At 71.7% G+C, this 21,417-nt stretch carries 23 protein-coding genes and 1 pseudogene; all 24 read right to left on the reverse strand.

From position 1 onward, the window contains the following. Nucleotides 1–53: 53 nt before the first annotated feature. The 24 genes and pseudogenes from flhA to fliD all read right to left on the reverse strand — a co-directional run bounded on the left by flhA (nucleotide 54) and on the right by fliD (nucleotide 21,208). Nucleotides 54–2,132, reverse strand: a complete 2,079-nt coding sequence (flhA, locus tag FPZ22_RS00335) for a flagellar biosynthesis protein FlhA (RefSeq protein WP_168198884.1) — start codon at nucleotides 2,130–2,132, stop codon at nucleotides 54–56. Continuing rightward, nucleotides 2,129–3,268: a flagellar biosynthesis protein FlhB gene (flhB, locus tag FPZ22_RS00340; protein ID WP_144889246.1), complete on the reverse strand. Its 1,140-nt coding sequence runs from the start codon at nucleotides 3,266–3,268 to the stop codon at nucleotides 2,129–2,131. Before flhB ends, flhA begins: the two co-directional genes overlap by 4 nt. A gap of 95 nt (nucleotides 3,269–3,363) precedes the next feature. Continuing rightward, nucleotides 3,364–4,161, reverse strand: coding sequence for a flagellar biosynthetic protein FliR (gene fliR, locus FPZ22_RS00345; protein WP_144889248.1), 798 nt, complete (start codon nucleotides 4,159–4,161; stop codon nucleotides 3,364–3,366). A 28-nt stretch (nucleotides 4,162–4,189) separates the two neighbouring features. Further along, nucleotides 4,190–4,459 carry a flagellar biosynthetic protein FliQ gene (locus FPZ22_RS00350; protein ID WP_144889250.1) on the reverse strand — a complete coding sequence of 90 codons (270 nt, stop codon included), beginning with the start codon at nucleotides 4,457–4,459 and terminating at the stop codon, nucleotides 4,190–4,192. Nucleotides 4,460–4,481: 22 nt separating this feature from the next. After that, nucleotides 4,482–5,249: a flagellar type III secretion system pore protein FliP gene (fliP, locus tag FPZ22_RS00355; RefSeq protein WP_144889252.1), complete on the reverse strand. Its 768-nt coding sequence runs from the start codon at nucleotides 5,247–5,249 to the stop codon at nucleotides 4,482–4,484. A 1-nt stretch (nucleotide 5,250) separates the two neighbouring features. After that, nucleotides 5,251–5,649 carry a flagellar biosynthetic protein FliO gene (gene fliO / locus FPZ22_RS00360; protein WP_144893792.1) on the reverse strand — a complete coding sequence of 133 codons (399 nt, stop codon included), beginning with the start codon at nucleotides 5,647–5,649 and terminating at the stop codon, nucleotides 5,251–5,253. 35 nt (nucleotides 5,650–5,684) lie between these two features. Then, nucleotides 5,685–6,038 carry a flagellar motor switch protein FliN gene (gene fliN, locus FPZ22_RS00365; protein ID WP_144889254.1) on the reverse strand — a complete coding sequence of 118 codons (354 nt, stop codon included), beginning with the start codon at nucleotides 6,036–6,038 and terminating at the stop codon, nucleotides 5,685–5,687. Then, a complete protein-coding gene (fliM, locus tag FPZ22_RS00370; RefSeq protein WP_144889256.1) occupies nucleotides 6,035–7,048 on the reverse strand; it encodes a flagellar motor switch protein FliM in 1,014 nt (337 codons plus the stop codon). The genes fliN and fliM overlap by 4 nt, the downstream gene beginning before the upstream one ends. A 10-nt stretch (nucleotides 7,049–7,058) precedes the next feature. After that, complete coding sequence (locus FPZ22_RS00375; RefSeq protein WP_246120778.1) at nucleotides 7,059–7,526, reverse strand: flagellar basal body-associated FliL family protein; 468 nt, start codon at nucleotides 7,524–7,526, stop codon at nucleotides 7,059–7,061. Between the two features lie 73 nt (nucleotides 7,527–7,599). Further along, the gene (locus tag FPZ22_RS00380) at nucleotides 7,600–8,007 is read right to left on the reverse strand and encodes a flagellar hook-length control protein FliK (RefSeq protein ID WP_144889260.1); all 408 of its coding nucleotides are present in this window, start codon (nucleotides 8,005–8,007) and stop codon (nucleotides 7,600–7,602) included. A 709-nt stretch (nucleotides 8,008–8,716) separates the two neighbouring features. Next, entirely contained in the window at nucleotides 8,717–9,163 is a 447-nt protein-coding gene (fliJ, locus tag FPZ22_RS00385; protein ID WP_144889262.1) for a flagellar export protein FliJ, read from the reverse strand. Then, nucleotides 9,160–10,569 (reverse strand): flagellar protein export ATPase FliI, encoded by a 1,410-nt coding sequence (gene fliI, locus FPZ22_RS00390; protein ID WP_144889264.1) that lies wholly within the window; start codon nucleotides 10,567–10,569, stop codon nucleotides 9,160–9,162. Before fliI ends, fliJ begins: the two co-directional genes overlap by 4 nt. Next, nucleotides 10,566–11,126, reverse strand: coding sequence for a FliH/SctL family protein (locus tag FPZ22_RS00395; RefSeq protein ID WP_246120959.1), 561 nt, complete (start codon nucleotides 11,124–11,126; stop codon nucleotides 10,566–10,568). The genes fliI and FPZ22_RS00395 overlap by 4 nt, the downstream gene beginning before the upstream one ends. A 35-nt stretch (nucleotides 11,127–11,161) precedes the next feature. Further along, entirely contained in the window at nucleotides 11,162–12,151 is a 990-nt protein-coding gene (gene fliG, locus FPZ22_RS00400) for a flagellar motor switch protein FliG (protein WP_246120960.1), read from the reverse strand. Between the two features lie 10 nt (nucleotides 12,152–12,161). Then, a complete protein-coding gene (fliF, locus tag FPZ22_RS00405) occupies nucleotides 12,162–13,844 on the reverse strand; it encodes a flagellar basal-body MS-ring/collar protein FliF (RefSeq protein ID WP_144889270.1) in 1,683 nt (560 codons plus the stop codon). Between the two features lie 24 nt (nucleotides 13,845–13,868). Continuing rightward, nucleotides 13,869–14,231, reverse strand: a complete 363-nt coding sequence (fliE, locus tag FPZ22_RS00410; RefSeq protein ID WP_144889272.1) for a flagellar hook-basal body complex protein FliE — start codon at nucleotides 14,229–14,231, stop codon at nucleotides 13,869–13,871. 90 nt (nucleotides 14,232–14,321) lie between these two features. After that, nucleotides 14,322–15,825, reverse strand: a pseudogene (locus tag FPZ22_RS00415) (sigma-54 dependent transcriptional regulator). Next, nucleotides 15,822–16,220, reverse strand: a complete 399-nt coding sequence (locus FPZ22_RS00420; RefSeq protein ID WP_144889274.1) for a response regulator — start codon at nucleotides 16,218–16,220, stop codon at nucleotides 15,822–15,824. The pseudogene FPZ22_RS00415 and the gene FPZ22_RS00420 overlap by 4 nt, the downstream one beginning before the upstream one ends. Nucleotides 16,221–16,241: 21 nt before the next feature. Continuing rightward, the gene (gene rpoN, locus FPZ22_RS00425) at nucleotides 16,242–17,651 is read right to left on the reverse strand and encodes an RNA polymerase factor sigma-54 (RefSeq protein ID WP_144889276.1); all 1,410 of its coding nucleotides are present in this window, start codon (nucleotides 17,649–17,651) and stop codon (nucleotides 16,242–16,244) included. A gap of 177 nt (nucleotides 17,652–17,828) precedes the next feature. Beyond that, a complete protein-coding gene (locus tag FPZ22_RS00430) occupies nucleotides 17,829–18,461 on the reverse strand; it encodes a response regulator (RefSeq protein ID WP_144889278.1) in 633 nt (210 codons plus the stop codon). A gap of 55 nt (nucleotides 18,462–18,516) precedes the next feature. Further along, nucleotides 18,517–19,080: a PilZ domain-containing protein gene (locus FPZ22_RS00435; protein ID WP_144889280.1), complete on the reverse strand. Its 564-nt coding sequence runs from the start codon at nucleotides 19,078–19,080 to the stop codon at nucleotides 18,517–18,519. Further along, the gene (locus tag FPZ22_RS00440; protein WP_144889282.1) at nucleotides 19,077–19,382 is read right to left on the reverse strand and encodes a hypothetical protein; all 306 of its coding nucleotides are present in this window, start codon (nucleotides 19,380–19,382) and stop codon (nucleotides 19,077–19,079) included. Before FPZ22_RS00440 ends, FPZ22_RS00435 begins: the two co-directional genes overlap by 4 nt. Further along, on the reverse strand, nucleotides 19,379–19,795 hold the full coding sequence (gene fliS, locus FPZ22_RS00445; protein WP_144889284.1) for a flagellar export chaperone FliS: 417 nt from the start codon (nucleotides 19,793–19,795) through the stop codon (nucleotides 19,379–19,381). Before fliS ends, FPZ22_RS00440 begins: the two co-directional genes overlap by 4 nt. Before the next feature lie 15 nt (nucleotides 19,796–19,810). Next, the gene (gene fliD, locus FPZ22_RS00450) at nucleotides 19,811–21,208 is read right to left on the reverse strand and encodes a flagellar filament capping protein FliD (RefSeq protein WP_144889286.1); all 1,398 of its coding nucleotides are present in this window, start codon (nucleotides 21,206–21,208) and stop codon (nucleotides 19,811–19,813) included. Nucleotides 21,209–21,417 lie beyond the last annotated feature (209 nt).

A 21,417-nucleotide genomic window follows, 5' to 3' on the forward strand; every position in this document is an offset into this window, starting at 1 on the left:
ACCACGGCCGTGATTCCCCATTCCCGATTCCCTGTTCCCGGATCCCGGCTCCATCAGCTGATGGTTCCCAGCAGCTTCAGCCGCATGTCTTCGGGGACTTCCGTGTAGGCCAGCACCGACAGGCTGGGGACGCTGTGCCGGACCAGCCGCGCCAGCGCCGCGCGGACCGCGGCCGGCACCAGCACCACGGCGGGTTCGTTCCTGGCGTCCTGGCGGCCGGCGCACTCGGCGAGGCTCTGCTGCAGGCGTTCCGCCAGGCCCGGCTCCAGCGCGGCGGCGGTCCCTTGCGCGGACTCCTGCAAGACGCGTTCCAGCTCCGGCGCCAGCGTGTACACCGGCAGTTCCGGCGCGGAACCGGCGATCTCCTGGACGATGAAGCGGCCGAGCGTCGTGCGGACCGCGGCCGTCAGCTGGCCGGGATCCTGGGTGTGGGCGGCGTGCTCCACCAGGGCCTCGGCGATCCGTCGCAGCTGGCGGATCGGGATGCGCTCCACCAGCAGGTTCTGCAGCACTCGCGCCACCACCGGGAGCGGCAGCGACTTCGGCGTCAGCTCCTCGGCCAGCTTCGGCGCGCTGCGCGCCAGCGTCGACAGCAGTTGCTGCACTTCCTCGTGGCCGAGCAGTTCGGGCGCCTGCTCGCGGAGCAGGTGCGAAAGATGGGTCGCGATGACCGTGGCCGGATCGACCACGGTGTAGCCGGACGCCTCGGCCTGGACCCGCTGCGAGGGCAGGATCCACACCGCGTCCAGGCCGAAAGCCGGGTCCTTGCCGGGCAGGCCGTCGACCTGGCCGAGCGCGCCGCCGGGGTCGAGGGCGAGCAGGCGGTCGGGATGGACCTCGGCCCGGGCCACCGGAACGCCGTGCACCAGCACCGTGTACGCCGTCGGCGGCAGCTCGAGGTTGTCGCGGATGTGCACCGGCGGGATCAGGAAACCGATGCCCTGGGTGAGCTTGCGGCGGACGGCCTTGATCCGCGCCATCAGCTCGCCGCCCTGGTCCTTGTCGACCAGCGGGATCAGACGGTAGCCGACCTCCAGGCCGAGCGGGTCGATCGGGTCCAGCGCATCCCAGCCCAATTCCGCCATCGGCCCCTGCTCGGGCGGCGCCAGCGCGGCCTGCGGTCGCTCGCCGGCCTCTTCGCGCAGCGCGCGCCGGCGGACCGCCCAGGCGGTGTATCCGGTGATCCCGCCCAGGCTCAGGAAGGCGAGGTTCGGCATTCCCGGCACCAGGCCGACCATCAGCAGGATGCTGGCGGCGATCGACAGCGCGCGGTAATGGCCGAACACCTGGCCGGCCACGGCCTGGCCCATGTCCTGCGAGCGCGATGCGCGGGTGATGAGCAGCGCCACCGCCGACGAGATCAGCAGGCCCGGGATCTGCGACACCAGGCCGTCGCCGATGGCGAGCAGCACGTAGGTGGAACCGGCGTCGGACATCGACATGTCGTGCTGCAGGATGCCGATCGCCAGGCCACCGACCAGGGTCACCAGCAGGATCAGGATGCCGGCGATGGCGTCGCCGCGGATGAACTTGCTGGCGCCGTCCATCGCGCCGTAGAAGTCGGCCTCCTGGCGGACCTCGTCGCGACGGGCCTTGGCCTCGTCGCGGGTCAGCAGGCCGGCGTTGAGGTCGGCGTCGATCGCCATCTGCTTGCCGGGCATGGCGTCGAGGATGAAGCGGGCGGTCACCTCGGACACCCGGCCTGCGCCCTTGGTGATGACCACGAAGTTGATGATGGTGAGGATCGCGAACGCGACGATGCCGACCGCGAAGTTGCCGCCGACGACGAACTCGCCGAAGGCCTCGATCACCTGGCCGGCGGCACCGGGGCCGTCCTGGCCGCGCAGCAGGATCACGCGGGTGGAGGCCACGTTGAGCGCCAGGCGCAGCATCGTGGTCATCAGCAGCACGATCGGGAAGATGCTGAAGTCGAGCGGGCGCCTGACCTGGATCACCGCCAGCAGCACCACCAGCGAGAGCGCGATGTTGAAGCTGAAAAGCACGTCCAGCATCAGCGGCGGCAAGGGCACCACCACCATCGCCAGCAGCGCCAGCACGATCAGCGGAGCGCCGAGGCCGTTGCGCAGGGTCTCGAGGATGCGCGGAGCGCCCGCCCGGGGAACCGCACTCACGGCTGTTCACCGGCGGCGGGGGCGTCGCCCTCGTCCACATCCACCCCGGCCAGCCGCGGCTGCGGCGTGCCGGGGCGCCAGCTGCGCAACTGGTAGACGTAGGACAGCACCTGGGCGACAGCGGAATACAGCTTCACGGGGATTTCCTGGCCGATCTCGCCTTCCCGATACAAGACGCGTGCCAGTGGCGGCGCCGAGACCACGGCCAGGCGGTGGGCCTCGCCCACCTCGCGGATGCGCAGGGCCAGTTCGTCCACGCCCTTGGCCACCACCTTCGGGGCGCGCATGCTGCTGTCGTACTTGAGGGCGACGGCGTAGTGGGTCGGGTTGACGACGATCACGTCGGCGCCGGGCACGTCCTCCATCATCCGGCGCTGGGACATCTGCTGCTGCAGTTGCCGGATCCGGCCCTTGACCTCGGGCTTGCCCTCGCTCTCCTTCATTTCCTCGCGCAGTTCCTGGCGGGTCATCTTCAGCTTCCGGCGCCAGTTCCACTTCTGGTACGGCGCGTCCATCAGGGCCAGCAGCCACAGGGCGGCGGCGGTGGCCATCAGCAGCCAGAGCGCGAACTGCAGACCGTTGCGCGCGGCCAGCTCCAGCGGCTGGTTGGGCATGGCGCGCAGGCGGTGCATGCCCGGCACGAGGAACAGGGCCGCCGCGCTCCCGACCAGCACCACCCGCAGCAGGGACTTGAGCAGTTCGGCCAGGCCCTCGGGGCCGTAGATGCGCTTGAGCCCGGCCATCGGATCCAGCCGCTTCGGATCCGGCACCAGGCCCTTTCCGGCGAAGTTCAGCCCGCCCATCAGCGCCGGGGCCACGAAGCAGGCGAGCAGAGTGACCAGCACGAAAGGGGCCAGGATCACCATGAAGCCCAGCACCAGCTCACCGACGTGCCCGAACAGCCGGTCCGGCGATTCGAGCAGGGCGCGGTCCAGGCTCAGCGCGCCGCGCATCCAGTCCAGTGCGCGCGCCGCCAGGCCGCCCCCGAAGGAGAGCAGGGCGGCCACGCCGCCCCCGAACACGGCCGCGGTGGACAGCTCGCGCGAGCGCGGCACATTGCCCTTCTCGCGCGCTTCGCGGATCCGTTTGTCGCTTGGCTGTTCGGTCTTTTCCTGACCGTTCTCGTTCTCCGCCATCGACTGCCGCGCTGCCTACAGGTGCCTGCGGCCTTCCATGCAAGCCGCGTACCGCAGCCGTGTGAACGGCGTACGGTCGCGCGTGGCAGTCCGGGTCAGCGTCCGAGCGGGACCCGCGCGGAGGCGTCGAAGGCGGCGTCGAACAGCCGCTGCACCGGTGGGCCGAGCTCGCCGGACAGGACCGCGATCAGGAACAGGCCCAGCAGCACCGAGACCGGCAGGCCGAGCTGGATCGGGTTGAGCGCCGGCGCCGCCCGCGACAGCACGCCGAAGGCCAGGTTCACCGCGAGCATGGCCACCATCACCGGCAGCGCCAGCGTGACCGCGCCGCGCAGCACCATCCCGAAGAAGGCGTGCGCGACCGACAGCGTGCCCTGCAGGTCCGGCAGCGAGGTGCCGATCGGCAGCGCGTGGTAGCTGTGCACCAGCAGCGCCGCCATCGCCAGGTGGCCGTTCGCGGCGAAGAACAGCAGCCCGAAGACCAGGTAGAACCACTGCGCGACCACGCCCGAGTTCACACCCCGCAAGGGATCGCTCATCTGCGCGAAGGACAGGCCGGTGCCCTGCGAGATCAGTTCGCCGGCCAGCGAGCCGGCCTCGAACACCAGGCGCAGCATGAAGCCCATCGCTGCGCCGACCGCCAGCTCGCGCGCCACCGACAGCACCGTCGCCGCGTCCAGGCCCTGCCACGGCGGCGGCGGAGGCAGCAGCGGCGCCAGCGCCAGGCTCAGCGCCAGGGCGGCCATGACCCGGATGCGCGCGGGAATCGCGCGGGTGCCGATCAACGGCATCGCCATCAGCAGCGCGCCCACGCGCAGTGCGACCCAGAGCAGGGCCGAGATCATGCCGAAGGCCTGCTGGCCATCGATGACCACCCGGGTCGCTGTGTCCATCAGCGTCGGTGCATGGCGGGCCGCATCCTCAGCCGATCAGGTGCGGGATGCGGTGGAACAGCGTGGTCGTGTATTCGACCAGATAGCCCAGCAGGAAGGCGCCCAGGGCGAACAGCGCAGCGGTCAGAGCCGCCGCCTTGGCGACGAAGGCGATGGTGGGTTCGTTGATCTGGGTGGCGGCCTGCAGCACGCCGACCACCACGCCGACCACGAGCACGGTCACCAGCAGCGGGCCGCCGACCCACAGCGCGACCTCGAGGCCGCGGCGCAGTTCGGTCAGGGCGAGTTCGGGAGTCATTCGAGAGCCGGGATCGTCGTGTTCACGAGGCGTTGAAGCTCGCCGCCAGGGTACCGACCGCGAGCACCCAGCCGTCGACCAGCACGAACAGCAGGATCTTGAACGGCGCCGACACCAGCATCGGCGACAGCATCATCATGCCCATCGACATCAGCACGCTGGCCACGACCAGGTCGATGATGATGAAGGGGATGAAGATCAGGAAGCCGATCTCGAACGCGGTCTTGAGTTCGCTGGTGATGAAGGAGGCCACCAGGACCTGGAACGGCACCTCGTCGGGGCTGGCATAGGCGCCGTGTCCGGCGAGCCCGGCGAACGTCATCAGGTCGGTCTCGCGGACCTGCGCCAGCATGAAGCCGCGCAGCGGCGCCGTGCCCAGGTCCCAGGCGCTGCGGAAGTCCAGTTCACCGCTGAGCCACGGGCCGAAGCCGGCGCTCCACGCGGCCTCCCAGACCGGCGTCATCACCAGCGCGGTCAGGAACAGCGCCAGCCCGACCAGCACCTGGTTGGACGGCGTCTGTCCCGTGCCCAGCGCCTGCCGAAGCAGGGCCAGGACCACGATGATACGGGTGAAGGCGGTCAGCACCAGCAGCATCGACGGGATCAGGGTGATCGCCGTCATCAGCAGCAGGGTCTGCAGCGGCAGACTGACCGGCGCATCGCCGATCCGGCCCACCGTGACGTCGGGCAACGACGGCAGCTGCGGCTGCTGGGCGGCCGCCAGGGCCGGCATCAGCAGCAGGAAGACGGCCAGCAGGAGGGCCGGCAGGAGGACGATGCGGCTGCGCATTTCAGGAAGCCTTGCGCAGCCGCTGCGCGAGCAGTTGCCGGAAATCGGGCAGGCGCGGCTGCAGGGAGGTCGTGCCCGCCTGTGGCAGGGGCTCCGGCAGGCGGTGGAGGGTGCGCACGCCGCCGGCGCCGATGCCGAGCAGCAGCTGTTCATTGCCGACCTGGACCACCGCGGCACGCTCCCTCGTGCCCAACGGGATGCTGGCGACCACGCGCAGACCGTCGGCCTGGCGCAGGCCGGCGCCGGGCAGGCGCTTGAGCAGCCAGGCCATGCCCAGGATCAGGCCCAGCACCAGCAGCAAGGCCACGAACGCACCGCCCAGCCCCGGGGTGGTGGGCGCATGCGCGCCGACCTGCACGGCGTCGGCCGTGACGTTCGCCGCCACGGCGGAAGCCTGCATGGCCGCGGGCACGGCTGCGCTGGCGGCGACCGGGATCAACGCAGTCTCCGGATCCGCTCGCTGGGGCTGACCACGTCGGTGAGGCGTACGCCGAAGCGGTCGTTGATCACCACCACCTCGCCGTGCGCGATCAGGGTGCCGTTGACGTAGACGTCCAAGGGCTCGCCGGCGCCGCGCTCGAGCTCGATCACCGAGCCGCGGTTGAGCTGCAGCAGGTTGCGGATCGGCATGCGCGTGCGTCCGACCTCGAGCGAGAGCGAGACCGGCACGTCGAGGATGACGTCGAGGTTGAGGTCGGTGCCGTCGCCGCCGAGCTCGGGCTGCAGCTGGTCGAACTGCGCCGGAGTCGGTTCGGTGGCCGCGGCGGCCTGGGGATCCTGGGTGTTCATGCGGGCGCGTCCTGGGGATCGGGTTGTCGGAGCGGAGGGCTTCCGGGGGGGTGGGTGGCGGTGATCTTCACCACGTTGCCGCCGTTGGCGGTGCCGAAGCGGCCGGTGAAGACCGGGATGCCTTCGATGCAGACCGGGATTTCGGGCGGCAGGTCGATGGGCAGCACGTCGCCGACCTTGAGCCGGGTGAGCTGTCGCAGGTCGATGCTGCGCTTCGCCAGCACGCTCGACACCGTCACCTCGGCGGACATCAGCTGCTCGCGCATCAGCACCTGCCAGCTCTCGTCGCGGTCGATGCGGTCGCTCTGGATGCCGGCGTCGAGCAGCTCGCGGATCGGCTCGAGCATCGAGTAGGGCAGGGTCACGTGGATCTCGCCGCCGCCGCCCTCGAGCTCGACGTGGAAGCGGCTGACCACCACGTACTCGCGCGGCGTGACGATGTTTGCGAAGTGCGGGTTGATCTCGGAGTTCAGGTATTCGCAGTCGATGTCGAGCACCGGCGCCCAGGCCTCGGCGAGGTCGGCGAAGGTCTGCTTCAGCATCAGCTGGATCACCCGCATCTCGGTGGCGGTGAACTCGCGGCCTTCGATGCGCGTGGGATAGCGGCCGTCGCCGCCGAAGAAGTTGTCCACCACCGAGAACACCAGCCTGGGCTCGAACACGATCAGGCCGGTGCCGCGCAGGGGCTTGAAGCGGATCAGGTTCAGATTGGTGGGGACATACAGCGAATGCATGTACTCGCTGAACTTCACCAGTTCGATGCCGCGCACCGAGAGATCGGCCGAACGCCGGATCAGGTTGAACAGGCCGATCCGCCAGAGCCGGATGAAACGTTCGTTGACCATCTCGAGGGTGGGCATGCGCCCGCGGATGATCCGGTCCTGGCTGGCGAGGTCATAGCTGCGCGCCTCGTCCGGGGACGCCAGCGGCTCGGTGTCCACGGCGCCGGAATCGACGCCGTGGAGCAGGGCGTCGATCTCGTCCTGGGAAAGCAGGTCGCTGCCGCTCATCGGGGCTGTCTCACTGGGTCACGAAGCTGGTGAACAACAGCGCGTCGGCCTGCGGCTGCCCGGTTTCGGCGACCATCAGGGCGCGCACTTCCTCCAGGGCCCGCGCCTGCAGCGCCTCCTTGCCTTCGCGGCTGGAGAGGGCCTCGCGGGTCTGCTGCGCGAACAGCATCAACAGGCGTGCGCGCAGGGCCGGGGCATGATGCTGCAGCTGTGCGGTGGCCGCGGGGTCGCGGGTGACCAGCTGCACCTCGACCTGCAGGTAGCGCGGGCCGCCTGACGACTCCTCGAGGTTCACCACGAACGCTGGTGACAGGGCCAGGTAGTCGGCCTTCGGCGGCAGCGACTCCGCCGGGTCCTGCTGGCCCGTGAACATGTACCAGGCCAGGCCACCGCCGCCGACGATGACGAGGGCGAGGACGGCGGCGAGGACGAGGCGGCCGATCTTGCGTTTGCGGGGACGTTCTTCAGCGGGGGCCACATTGCTTACCGGTTGGGATCCTGTCCCCTTCATGCAACCCTCGTGCCGTTCGCGCGCCGGAAATCCGGCGCGGTCAGGCGTAGGCGTCGAGGAGTCCGCGCGAAACCCACACGGGTGCCGCGTCGTGCGCGGATACCGGCGCGATGGAGGCATCGGCGGCGTCGCCGAAGGCATCGCCGCCGGGGCGCCCGGTGTGCTCCTGCGACGCCGGGGCGTCGCCGCCGACGCCGGCGTGCGCCAGCTGGAAGCCGTGCTCGCCCAGCAGGTCGCGCAGGCGCGGCAGGCCCTGCTCCAGCGCCTGCCGGGTTTCGGCGTGGCCACTGATGAAGTCCGCCGAGATGCGGTCGCCGTCCAGGCGCAGGAGCACTTCCACCGGACCGAGTTCCTGCGGCGAGACCCGGATCCGGGCGTGGCCGATGTTCTGGTCCGCCATCCACTGCAGCTGCGCGCCGAACCGCTCGCTGAAGTCCTGTGAGCGCACCTCCGGCGTGGGCCCCGGCGCCGCCAGCAGCGAGGCGGCTTCGCGCAGCGCCGCCGGCGCGGGCAGGGGCGGCAGGCTGAAGGCCGGGGGGCGTGCTCGATGCCGTCCGCGGCCGTGGACGTATCGCCACCGCTGGCGGACGCCAGCGCCTCGGCCGCGGCCATGGCGGGCGGGACAGCGGACTCCGGGGAGACGCCGCCGGAAACGCTGGCGCCAGTGGCAGATACAGACGGCATCCCTGCGGATACGACAGGGGACGGGACCGGCACCGCGCCGCGCGGGCGCAGGGCGGCCGCTGTCGCCTGGCCGTCGTCCACAGGTGGCGCGTGGATGTCGCCGGCGGCGGCGGGCGCGAACAGGCCGGCGAGTCCCGTCGGCGGCCACGGGGCCTCGTCGGCTTCGGAGGTTGCGGCCTCGGCGTCCTTCACGTTGGCGGCGCCGGACGAACCCTGCCCTGCGGCCAGCGCAGCGGCTTCGGCGGACGGAAGGGCGTGCATGTCCTCGAGGGATTCCAGGATTCCGGCGCCCGGCCAGGCAGCGGGCTCCGTGCCGACCCCGGAACCCGGGGCCGGGTCCCCGGCCACGCGCGCGACCTCGCCGAGCGCGAGGGCGAATCCACCGCCTTCGGTCGCATGCGGAGCTCCGCCGGCGCCCGGCGCCGCAGCGTCGGGAGCGCGCGCGGGCAGGGCGCCCGTGAGCGGCGCCATGTTCACAGCTCACCCGCCGCGAGCGCGGCGAGGCGGACGCGGCGCGCGCCCAGGTCGTCCATCTCGCGCTGCGAACGGCGCTCGTCGATCGTGCGCTCCTGGGCCCGGTAGCTGGCGGCCAGCTGCTCCAGCACCTGCTTGTCGCGGCTGGCCAGGAGCAGGCGGCCGCGCTCGATCTCGACCGTCTGGCGGTTGCTGTCGACGGTGCGGCTCTGCTGCTCGACCGCGCTCTGCAGGCGCTCGAGGAAAGCGCGCCGGTTGGCGAGTTGGGCGGGGCTGGTGGCGGCGAGCTGGCTGCCGGCGTACTCCTCGGCGTAGCGCCGCAGTTCGGCCAGCCGGGATTCGTGCTGCTCGAGGGCGCGCTGGCGCTGGGCGAGTTCGCGCGCGGCCTGATCCTCGCGGTCCTGCGCTCGGCTGAGCAAGGGGTCGATGCGGCGGGACTGGTTCATGCGGTGACCTCTTCGGTGTTCAGCAGGCGCAACAGGGCCTGGCGGCTGTGGTCCAGGTCGGCGGCATCGGCGACGTCCTGCCCCAGGAAGGCGACGATCTCCGGCCAGCGCGCCAGGGCCTCGTCCACCACGGCGTCGCTGCCCCGCTGGTAGGCGCCGATGGCGATCAGGTCGCGATTGGCGTTGTAGGCCGAGACCAGGCGCTTGAGCGCGCGGATGCGCGCGCGCCAGTCGGCGTCGGCGATTTCGGTGACCACGCGGCTGACCGAGGATTCGACGTCGATCGCGGGATACAGGCCGGCGTCGGCGATCCGGCGCGAGAGCAGGATGTGGCCGTCCAGGATCGCGCGCGCCGCGTCGGCGATCGGATCCTGCGGGTCGTCGCCCTCGGTCAGCACGGTGTAGAAGGCGGTGATCGAACCGCGGCCGGCGGCGCCGTTGCCGGCGCGCTCGACCAGGGCCGGCAGGCGTGCGAACACCGATGGTGGATAGCCGCGGGTGGTGGGCGGCTCGCCCACCGACAGGCCGATCTCGCGCTGGGCCTGGGCGAAGCGGGTCAGCGAGTCCATCAGCAGCAGCACGTTCAGGCCCTGGTCGCGGAACCACTCGGCGATGGCGGTGGCGCGGTAGGCGCCCTGCAGGCGCGCCAGCGGCGGCCGGTCGGCCGGCGCGGCCACCACCACCGCGCGCCGCAGGCCCTCCTTGCCCAGGGTGCTCTCGACGAAATCGCGCACTTCGCGGCCGCGCTCGCCGATCAGTCCGACCACGATCACGTCGGCCGCGGTGAAGCGGGTCATCATCCCCAGCAGGGTCGACTTGCCGACGCCGGAACCCGCGAACAGGCCGACGCGCTGGCCGCGGCCGATGGGCAGGAGTGCGTTGATCGCGCGCACGCCGACGTCCAGCGGACGGGTGATCGGTTCTCGCGCGAGCGGGTTGATCGAGGCACCAGCCATGCCGACGCTGCCCTCGGCGCGGATCGGACCCTTGCCGTCGAGCGGCACGCCGTCGCTGTCGATCACGCGGCCGAGCAGGCCTTCGCCGACCTCGACCCGGCCGCGCCGGCGCAGCGGCACCACCCGCGCGTTCGGCAGCAGACCGTGCAGTTCGGCGCTGGGCATCAGGTAGGTGCGCTCGCCGGCGAAGCCGACGACTTCGGCGTCCACCCAGCCGCCATCGGCGACCTCGACCTTGCAGGTCGCGCCCAGCGGCGCTTCGCAGCCCACGGCCTCAAGGGTCAGGCCGACCGCGCGCCGCAGCACGCCCTCGCGGATGAGGCCGCGGCCGACGCCCTCGTGCGGGGCGGCGTGACCCAGGCGCGCAGCCAGGCGCAGGTTGCGCGCGGCCAGCCAGTCCGCCGGGTCGGCGCTGCCGGAGGTCGCGGGCCGGGCCGTCGAGGCGCTCACGTCCGGTCTCCGATGCGCTGCAGCAGGCCTTCGAAGGCGCCGCGCAGGCGCGCATCCAGGCTGCCGTCGATGCGTACGGCCTCGGCGTGTACGCGCAGGTCGCCGCGCGCCAGCGCCGGATCGGCCGTCAGCCGGGTCACCGGCATCAGCGACAGCAGCGGGGTGAGTGCGGCGATGTCGTCGGGGTGCAGGCGCACCTCGACGTCGCGGCCCGCACCACCGACCGCGTCCACCGCTTCGGCCACGAGGTCGGCGAGCAGGGTGGGGTCGGCCTGGTAGGCACGTCCGACCAGTCCGCCCGCCACGCGGACGGCCAGGTCGGCCAGCGCCTCCACGACCTCGCTTTCCAGCCGTGCCAGCGGCTGCGAGAAGTTGTCGAGGATGCCCTCGATCTGCGCCACCAGCCGGCGGACTTCGCTCTGGCCGTGGGCGAAGCCCTCGGCGTGGCCTTCGGCCCAGCCTTCGCGCCGGGCCGCGTCGCGGATCTGCTGGATCTCCTCCAGCGAGGGCGGGCGCGGCAAGGTTCCGGCCTCGACGCCGGGGCGTTCCCCGTCCATGTCGAGCGGCGGAGCCTGCCAGCGCACGGCGACGCTCATACCAGCTCCTCGCTGCCGGAGCCCTTGAGGGCGATGCTGCCCTCATCGGCCAGCCTGCGCACGATGGCCAGGATCTCCTTCTGCGCCGCCTCGACGTCGGACAGACGGACCGGGCCGCGGGCCTCCATGTCCTCCACCAGCATTTCGGCCGCGCGCTGCGACATGTTGCGGGTGATCTTCTCGCGCACCCGCGGGTCGGCGCCGCGCAGGGCGACGCCGAGACGATCGTTCGACACCTCGCGCAGCAGCGTCTGCATCTCGCGGTCGTCGAGGTCGATCAGGTCGTCGAAGACGAACATCAGCTCCTGGATGCGCTGGCCGAGCTGGTCGTCGACGCTGCGGATGGCACCGATCAGGCTCTGGTCCTGCCCGGAGTCCATGAAGTTCAGGATGTTCGCGGCCACCTTGACCCCGCCGATCGCGGAGGACTTGAGGTTCTGGTTGCCGGCGAACTGCCGCTCCATGATCTCGTTGAGCTCGTTGAGCGCGTTGGGCGGGATGCCGTCGAGGGTCGCGATCCGCAGCAGGACGTCGGCGCGGGTGCGCTCGGGAAGCAGCTTCAGGGTCTCGGCGGCATGGTCGGAATCGAGGTGGGACAGCACGATGGCGATGATCTGCGGGTGCTCGTTGCGGACCAGGTCGGCGATCGCGCGCGGATCCATCCACTTCAGCGTGTCCAGGCCGCTGGTGTTGCGGCCCAGCAGGATGCGGTCGATCAGGCTGCCGGCCTTGTCCGCGCCCAGCGCCTGCTCGAGCACGGCGCGGATGTAGTCGTCGGCGCCGACGCCGAGCGAGGTCTGCCGCTCGAGGGCCCCCTGGAACTCGCCCATCACGTTGAGCACCTGCTCGCGACTGACGGCGCCCATGGTCGCCATCGCCAGGCCGAGCTTCTGCACTTCCTTGGCGCCCATGTGCTTGAGCACCTCGGCGGCGTCGGCCTCGCCCAGCGACAGCAGCAGGACCGCCGAGCGCTCGACGCCGCTCAGTTCGCGGACCTCAGGCGTTCGCTGCTTCATCGCTCAGCCATCCCTTGACCACCTGGGCCACGCGCTTGGAATCCTCCTTCACCGCCTCGCGGGCCTGGCGCATCTGGTCCTCGTAGTGGTCCGACGCCAGCGCGATCGGCGCCCTGGGCGAGATCCGCGCGCTGTCCTCGGCGAGCGTGGGGCCGTCGCCCTGCACCAGCGTGGCCTCGGCCACTTCCAGGGTCGCGGCCCGGCGCCGCGGCTCGGGCGCGGCGATCTGCCGCACCGCCGGCCGCACCACGCCGAACAGCAGGGCCAGCACGACCAGGGCGCCTGCCAGGAGGCGCGCGACGTCGCGCAGCTGCGGCCGCTCCCACCAGGGCGGCGGAGCGGCCGGTTCGACGGTCTCGCGGATGAAAGGCGCGTTCATGACCGAGACCATGTCGCCGCGGGCCTCGTCGAAGCCGATCGCCTGGCGCACCAGCGCTTCCACCCGCTGGAGTTCGGCCTCGTCCAGGGGCTGCAGTGCGGGTTCGCCGTCGCTACCGGCGCGGGGCACGTGGTCGACCAGCACCGCGGCGGTCACGCGGCGGATCCGGCCGGGCGGCTGGCGAGTGTGCTGCAGGGTCCGGTCGAGCTCGTAGTTGCGGGTGGCGCTGCGGTTGCCTTCCGTCGGCGCGCGGCCGGCGGCGACGGCATCCGCCGCCCCGGCCGCGGCCGCATCACCGGCGGTGTCGGGCAGGTTGCTGGTGACCCCGGGGATGCCCTGCGGGCCGGCGGCGGCCACGCTGTTCTCGCTGGTCTGTTCGCTGCGCAGCTTGGGCGGCTCGGCGTTGTAGAGCTCGCGCGCTTCCTCGCTGACCGAGAAGTCCATGTCGACGGTCACCTCGGCGCTGACCCGGCCGCTGCCGGTCATCGGCTCGAGCAGCTCGCGGATGCGCTGGTTGTACGAGGTTTCCTGGCGCCGCACCTGTTCGAACTGCAGGGTGCTGAGGTTGGCGCCCGGGTCGCGGTTGTCGCTGCTGAGCAGGCGACCGCTCTGGTCGACCACGGTGACCCGCTCCGGCGCCAGGTCGGGGATGCTGGAGGCGACGAGGTGCACGATGGCGTCCACCTGGCCGCGCTCGAGCGTGGCGCCGCCGCGCAGCTCCAGCACCACCGAAGCGCTGGCCGCCTCGCGCTGGCGGGTGAAGGCGCTGGGCTTGGGGATGGCCAGGTGCACGCGCGCGTCGCGCACCGGGCGCAGGGCGCTGATGGTGCGCACCAGCTCGGTTTCCAGCGCGTGCTGGTAGCGCGCGGTCTCGACGAACTGGCTGACGCCGAAGCCGGGGTCGCGCTCCATCAGCTCGAAGCCCAGGCGGCCTGATTCGGTCAGGCCCGAGCCGGCCAGCTTGAGCCGCGCATCGTGGATGTGGTCCTCGGGCACCGAGATCGTGCCGGTGGCCTGGTCGATGGTGAAGGGGATCTGGGCCGTCCGCAGCAGATCGGTGGCCTCGGCGGTGGCCCTGGCATCGAGGCCGGCGTACAGCGGCACATGGCCGGGCTTCTGCGACCAGAAGAAGACGGTCAGGCCGATCGCGATCGCGGCTGCGAGCAGCAGCATCCTGCCCAGGCGCCGGGCGAGCTGCATGTCCTGCAGGCGGGCCAGCACCTCGACGGCCTTCTCGCCGGCCTTGTCGGTCTTGAATGCATCCTTGGACAGCGTGATCGCCATGGCGTCCGATTTCTCCGGGGGCCGTTAGAGCGGCATGTTCATGACGTCCTGGTACGCCTGTACCAGACGGTTGCGTACTTCCACGGTGGCGCGGAACGCCACCTGCGACTGCTGCGCGGCGACCATGACCCGGGCGAGGTCGGCGCCGGGCTCGCCCAGCTCGAAGGCCTTCACCAGTTCGCCGCTGCGCTGCTGGGCGGCGTTCACGCCTTCCAGCGCGCTGCGCAGGGTCGCACCGAAGCCCGGTGAGGTCTCTGCCGCACGGCCCGCGCCGCCGACCGGGATCGCATCGCTGCGCGGCAGGTCCACGGCCACGCCGGGCGCCGGACCGATGCGGGTCTGGTAGCTGCGGATCTGGCTGAGGATGGAGTCGACCGAATGGCTCATGCGGAACGCGGGCGGTTGGGAGTCGCTGGAACCATGCAAGCCCTGTGCCGGAACACGCGCCGGCGTCCCGGCGTCCGGCCTGTTCCGGGGTCAGGTGCCGTGCGCCGCCACCGGTTCGCGGTCGATGCCGTACTTGCGCAGCTTCTCGGCCAGCGTGGTGCGGCGGAGGCCGAGCAGTTGCGCGGCGTGCGCGACCACGCCCTCGCTGCGCTCGAGCGCCTCGCGGATCAGGCGCAGTTCGATCTGTGCCAGATGGTCGCGCAGGTCCAGCCCGTCCTCGGGCAACGATGCCGCGATGTCCGCGATGTCCGCGGCCTCAGCTGCCTCAGCGGTTTCCGGGCAGCCGGCGCCCGTGGGTGCCGGCGCGGAGCCGGCCGCCTCCGCTGACGCATGGGCCCCGGTCGCTCCCTTCCCGGGCGGAGCGGCAACCACGACCAGGTGCTCGCGATAGCGCAGCGGCAGGTCCTGGACCCGCACCAGCCCGCCCGGGTTGAGCACCGCCAGGCGTTCGACCAGGTTGCTCAGCTCGCGCACGTTGCCGGGCCAGGCGTAGCCGGCCAGGGCGTCGAGGGCATCCGCGGCGAAGCGGATCTCGCCGCGGCCGTTGCGCGCCAGCTGGGCGGCGACGGTGCGCACCAGTTCCGGCAGGTCGCTGCGCCGCTCGCGCAGCGGCGGCAGCTCGATCGGGAACACGTTGAGGCGATAGAACAGGTCCTCGCGGAACTGGCCTTCGCCGATGCGCTCCTCGAGGTTGCGGTGGGTGGCGGCGATCACACGCACGTCGCAGGGGAATCGAACGGTTGCCGCCGACGCGCTCGAAGCAGCGTTCCTGCAGCACCCGCAGCAGCTTGACCTGCATCGGCAGGCTCATGTCGCCGATCTCGTCGAGCAGCAGGGTGCCGCCCTCGGCCATCTCGAAGCGACCCTTGCGCGCCGAGAGCGCACCGGTGAACGCGCCCTTCTCATGCCCGAACAGCTCGCTCTCCATCAGCTCGGCCGGGATCGCGCCGCAGTTGATGGCCACGAAGGGCGCATCGCGGCGCGCGGAGCGCTGGTGGATGGCGCGCGCGGCGACCTCCTTGCCGGTGCCGGACTCGCCCAGGATCAGGACCGTGGTCTCGAACGGCGCGACCTGGTCGATCATGCGGTTCAAGCGCTGCACCGGCGCGCTGCTGCCGGTGGGCCCGCCGCCCTGGTCGGCGCCCGCCTGCTGCTCGGCGTCGATGCGCCTGAGGCTGGCGGTGCGCAGCAGGTTCTCCAGTTGGGCGTGGCGCAGCGGCGCGTCCAGCGGCCAGACGCCGGCCTCGTGCAGGCCGTGCGCGGCGGCGAAGGCCCCCGGCTCGCCGTCCAGCAGCAGCACCGGGGGCGCCAGCCCGGCCTGGCCGAGCCAGCCGAAGAACGCGGCGGCGCCGGAGTCCTCGCTGGCCGTGCCGACGATGATCGCCATCCAGTCGCCGGGACGGTGGCGCGCCAGGGGTACGTCCGAGGCCTCGGCCACCCAGCGCGGGCGCAGGTCCATGAACTCGAGCAGTGTGCACAGGCGCTCGGCGCGCTGGCCGTCACCGTCGATGACGAGGATGCGTGGATCGCTCACGACGTCGCCTCTCCTCCGCGGGCGTCGCCCGCATGCAGGGACTCCAGGATCTGCATCACGTCCTGGACGTAGGACAGCTTGCTCACGAAGTTGTCGGCGCCGGCGCGGGTGGCGTGCTCGCGGTGCTCGGCGTCGTCGAAATGGCTGGCGATGACGACATAGGGCGGATCGTCCTGGGCCTTGATCAGGCGGGCGGCCTGCAGGCCGCCCATCTCGGGCATCGCCAGGTCCATCAGCACGACCTGCGGACGCAGCGCCTCGGAGCGTTCGATCGCCTCCAGGCCATTGGCCGCGGTTCCAACCACCCGCAGCCAGTCGACCCGGCGGAAGTGGCGCAGCGCGGCGTTGATGAAGCCTTCGTGGTCGTCGACCAGCAGCACGGTGATGGTGTCCATGGCGTCCATTGCGGAAGGTCCTCAGCCCGCGCGGGCCAGCAGGGTGGGCAACGTCTTCACCCGGCGCGCGCGCGCCGGAGCGATATCGAGCTGTTCCCGGTACTTGGCCACGGTGCGCCGCGCGATGTGCACACCCTGGCGCGCCAGCAGCGCGGCAATGGCTTCGTCGGCGAGTGGACGCTGCGGCGGCTCGGCGTCGATCAGGCGGCGGACCATGGCCCGGACCGCGGTCGCCGAGACGCTGGCGCCTTCCAGGCGCACGTCGAAGAAACGCTTCATCTCGATGGTGCCGCGGGGCGTCTGCAGGTACTTGCCGGTGGTGATGCGCGACACCGAGGACTCGTGCATGCCGATGGCCTCGGCCACTTCCTTCAGGGTCAGCGGGGCCATTGCTTCCTCGCCGCGCTCGAGGAAGGCGGCCTGGCGTTCGACGATGACGCGGGCGGTGCGCAGCAGGGTGTCGTAGCGCATCGACAGCCCGCGGCTGAACCAGCGCGCCTCCTGCAGGAGTTCACGCAGGGGGCCCGCATCGGCGCCGCCGGCCCCGGCCAGCGCCCGCTCGTAGCCGGCGTTGATGCCGACCCGCGGCGCGGTGACGGGATTGAGCGCGACCCGCCAGCGGCCGTCGGCATGCCAGACCACCACATCGGGGACCACTGCGACCGGGACCTGGGGCGCGTCCGCCTCGGCGGGACGCGGATCCAGGCACAGGACCAGGCCGATGGCCTCGCGGACGTCGGCCTCGTCGCGCTCCAGCCGGCGCGCGATGGCGGCGACGTCGTGGGCGGCCAGCAGGTCCAGCGCATGCTCGAGGATGCGCGCGGCCAGCGGCCGGGCGGCGACACGGCCGGGCAGGGCGGTCAGCTGGGCCTGCAGGCACTCGCGCAGATCGACGGCGGCGACGCCGGCCGGATCGCCGGCCAGCAGGCGCTGGCGGACGCTTTCGACCTGCGCGGCCGTGCGACCGAAGCGCTCGCTCGCGCGCAGGGCCAGCGCTTCCAGCGGCGCAGTGAGATAGCCGGCGTCGTCGCAGTGTTCGAGCCAGAACGCGGCGACCTCGAGTTCGTCCGCCGGCAGCTCCAGCGCGGCACGCTGCAGGATGCGCAGCTGCGGATCGCTGGAGGCGGTGGCGGCGATGCGCTGCGCGCCGTCGTCCATGCCGATCTGCCAGCCGCCGCCGGGCACATCCCACATCGCCGGCTCGGGCAGTTCGTCGAAGGCCGCGGTCTCGACCGCCGCATCGGCCTCTTCGCCAGGCGCCGGCTCCTCCTCCTGCTCCAGCTCCAACAGCGGGTTGTGCTCGAGGACGCGGCGGATCTCCTGTTCAAGCTGCAGGCCGTCGAACTGCAGCAGGCGGATCGACTGCAGCAGCTGGGGCGTGAGGTTGAGCTGTTGCCCGAGCCGCATCGAGGTGCCGAGGGTGGCCTTCATCCTGTCCCGTCCTGTCCGCGCCGGAGGAATGGCGCACGGGAGGTATCGTGGAATCGGCGCGACGGAAGGGCTATCGGGAAGTTCCCGGTTGCATGAGGGATCGCCCCGACGCCTGTCGGGGATTCACCGATCACGATTCCGTCGCGGGACGCCGGAAAGACGTCGCATTGGCGGATTTCAGGCCGGCCGGCTTCCGAGGCGTGCGGCCAAGAGCAGAAGTTCGTTGGCGCGACGGCAGCCCAGCACTTCCATCATCCGGGCACGGTGGGTTTCCACGGTCTTCACGCTGATGCCCAGTTCGGCGCCGATCTCCTTGTTGCCCAGACCATTGCCGATCAGGGCCAGCACCTCGCGCTGGCGCGGCGACAGCGCGTCCACGCCCTGTGCCTTTCCGCGCCCCAGCAGCGGAGCCATCATGCGCGACGACAGGCGCGGGCTGATGAAGACTTCGCCGGCGGCGACGGTGCGGAGCGCGAGCTCGAGCTCCAGCGGGGCGGCGTCCTTGACGATGAATCCGGCCGCGCCGCGCTCCAGCGCCGCGCGCACGTGCAGGGGGTCGTCGTGCATCGACATCATCAGCACCCGGGTGGCCGGCAGTTCGGCCAGGATCCCGACCATGGCGTCCAGGCCACTGCGACCGGGCAGGGACAGGTCCATCAGCACGACCCCGGGGCGATGGATCAGGGTCATCGCCAGCGCCTCGTCGGCGTTGCTGGCGTCGCCGCAGACGTGCACGTCGTCGAAGCCCTGCAGCAGCCGGACCAGCCCGGCACGCACGAAAGTATGGTCGTCGACGATCAGTACTCGCACCCTGCAGCAGCTCCGGCGTTGATTTCCCCGACCCGAGAATACGCGAAAGCGCTGCTCAGAGCCGGCGCTGCCCGGCGATCTGGCGGCGGTGCAGCCGGAACAGGTGGCGGTCGATCGCCTCGCTCAGGTCAGGGCGCAGGTCCGAGAAACCCAGCCAGACGCGCGCACCGCCCGGCCGCCCGGCCAGGTCGAGGACCCTGGCAGGCAGTTCGAGATGGTCGGGCAGCCACTCCGTGGGCTGCAGCCGCAGCACCACTCCGGCACCCACGGCGAACGCCGGTGCCGGATCGAGATCGACGCGCAGGCCGTGCCGCGACCAGCGCAGATGGCGGACCGGCATGGTCTCGTCGCGGGTGAGCAGCCGGCCGAGCAGGGCGAGGACCAGGTCGAGCTTGGCATCCATGCGCTGGGCGAGCAGGGGCAGATCCCCGTGTTCCTCGGCGTCGTCCTTGCGCAGGTCTTCGAGCTGGGCGAGGCTGGCGAGCAGGGAGGCCGCCTGCGGCTGGCGGCCGCGGCCGTCGGAGGCGTCGATCGCCAGCGGCAGGTCCAGTTCGCAGCTCAGTGCGTCGCCGAACAGGCGCTCTTCGGCCGCGACCCCGATACCGTCGGCCGCGCTCATCCTTCCGCCCCCGCAGCGGCATAGGCGCGCGAGGCTTCCCCGGCCCTGCGCACGCGCTCCAGTTCGCCCGCGATCCCTTGGCGCCGGGAGGCCATGCGCAGCAACAGGTCGTTCTGCATCCGCAGCAGCTCGCGGATGGCGTCGATCGGCGCTTCCCGGCCGCGCTGCTCGAGGTAATGGCGCAGGCTTCGGTCGTAGGCCGCCATCACCTCACCCGCCGCCGCAAGATCATCGTCATCGAGCGCGGAGCCGAGCGCGCCCAGCTCGGCGTGCAGGCCGGGCAGGCCGGCGTCGCCGCTCATGCCCGCGTGTCCGCGAGGGCGGCCGTACCCTGCTGCGGCGCGATCGCGTCCCAGGCCGAGACCACTTCGCCCAGCAGGCCCAGGACCTCGCGCAGCGCGTCGCCGCTGTTGGTGAGGTTGGCCTCGGTCAGGCGCCGCGAGACGTAGTCGTACAGGGCCGACAGGTTGCGGGCGACCTCGCCGCCTGCCTCGTGGTCGAGCGAGCCGTTGAGGTGGCCGACGATGGCGCAGGCTTCGCCGATGGCCTTGCCCTTGCGGGCGTGGTCGCCGCGCTCGATGCAGGCCTCCGCCAGGCGGATGCGCGCGCAGGCACCGGACAGCAGCAGCGCGACCAGCTTGTGCGGGTCGGCGTCCATCACCGCGCCCTCGAGCTGGTTCTGGCGGTACTGATCGGCATGGGGTCGGGACATCATGGCGGTTCCTCGCGCTTACTTGGCCTTGGCCTGCGCGCTCAGCATGCTGAGCTGCTGGCCGAGGTAGTTGCTGGTGGTGGACATCTGCGCCATCAGGGAGTCGAGGGCCACGAACTGCGCCTGGTAGCGCCGGGCGACGGCGTCCATGCGGGCCTCGAGCGCTTCGCGCCGCTTGGCAACGTCCTTGACCTGGTCGTCGAGGCTGCCCTTGCGCGCCGTGAAGGCGCCGTCGCTGCCGACGTAGCCGCCGACCACGGTCTTGAGACGCGCGGCAAGACCGTTCTCGCCGGTGAAGGCGGCGGCGATGCCGGCGGCGTTGTCGGCCATGGCGGCGTCGAACTTCGCCGCGTCCAGCACCAGGCTGCCGTCGGCGTTCGGGAAGCCGCGGGTCTGCAGGCCCAGGGTCCTGCCGTCGAAGCCCTGTCCGGCGAGCTCGGCGAGCATGCCGCCCATGGCGTCGCGCAGCTGGGCGGCCGCGCCGCGCACCTGCGCGTCGCCGGTGAGCGCCGACGGCGTCCGCGTCTCGGCGTTGTAGCCGGTGACGTCCTTGATGGCCTTGAGTGCGGCGTTGTAGGCCTTGACGAAGCCCTCGACCGCGGCCCGGCTGCCGGCGGGATCGGCGTTGACCTCGATGGTGGCGGTGCCGGACTTCTGCAGCTTCAGGGTCAGGCCCGGCACCGCGTCGGCGATGCTGTTGCCGTCCGCGGTGGTCCGTAGACCGTCGATCAGGACCTCGGCATCGGCGGCCGGCGCGCGCTCCTCCAGACCGCTGATCAGCGAATGCAGTTCGCCGTCGCCTTCGGCCACGGTGATCGAAATGGCATTGGCCGCACCCGTCTTCGAGCCGGCGATGGACAGGTGCTGGCCTTCGTCGGAGGTGAGCAGGGCGGCCTGCACGCCGTGGCTGGCAGCCGCGGCGTTGATCGCGCTGCGGATGTCGGCGAGGGTGGCGCCGGCCTTGACCTCGATGTCGACAAAGTCCGCGCCGATTCCCAGGCGCAGCTGGCCCGCACCGAAGGTGGTGCCGACCGCGACGCCGCCCCCGACCAGCTTGTGGGCGCTGGCAAGCGAGAGCACCTCGATCTCGTAGCGACCGACCGGCGTGCCCTTGCCGACCGTGGCGGTCACCGCCTGCGCGTCGGCGCCGGCGCCGGAACCCGTGCCGGACCCGACGGTCCTGACCGAGCGCGCACCCAGGGCATCGGCCTTCTGCAGCGCATCGAGCGCGGTCTTCAGGCCGTCGAAGGCCGATGTGATGCTGCCGAGGCCCGACAGCTTGAACTTCGCGGCGGCCTCGAGCTTGTTGAGGCGTGCGTCCTGGGGTGCACGATCGGCAGCGACCAGCTGGCTCACGATGCTGCTGATGTCCAGCCCCGAGCCGATGCCGCCGTAACCGAAGGAGTAGTCCGCCATGCCTCTGTCTCCGTATCGCGCCCGCGTCGCGGCGGGGCGCGGCCGCGCGCCGCGACCGTGCTGGTTTAGCGGCCGTCGGCCGCGGTTCTTGAATCCTCGCGATGCTGCAAGAAGCGTGCCCCCGCACGGCGCGGTGCCGGCGGCACGGCGGGCGGACCGGAATACATGCGCTCCGGAACCTCAAGAACGCCCCGTGCCGCGCCGCTAAG

Origin of the sequence: Luteimonas granuli, from assembly GCF_007795095.1 — a bacterium.
GTDB classification, from domain to species: domain Bacteria; phylum Pseudomonadota; class Gammaproteobacteria; order Xanthomonadales; family Xanthomonadaceae; genus Luteimonas; species Luteimonas granuli.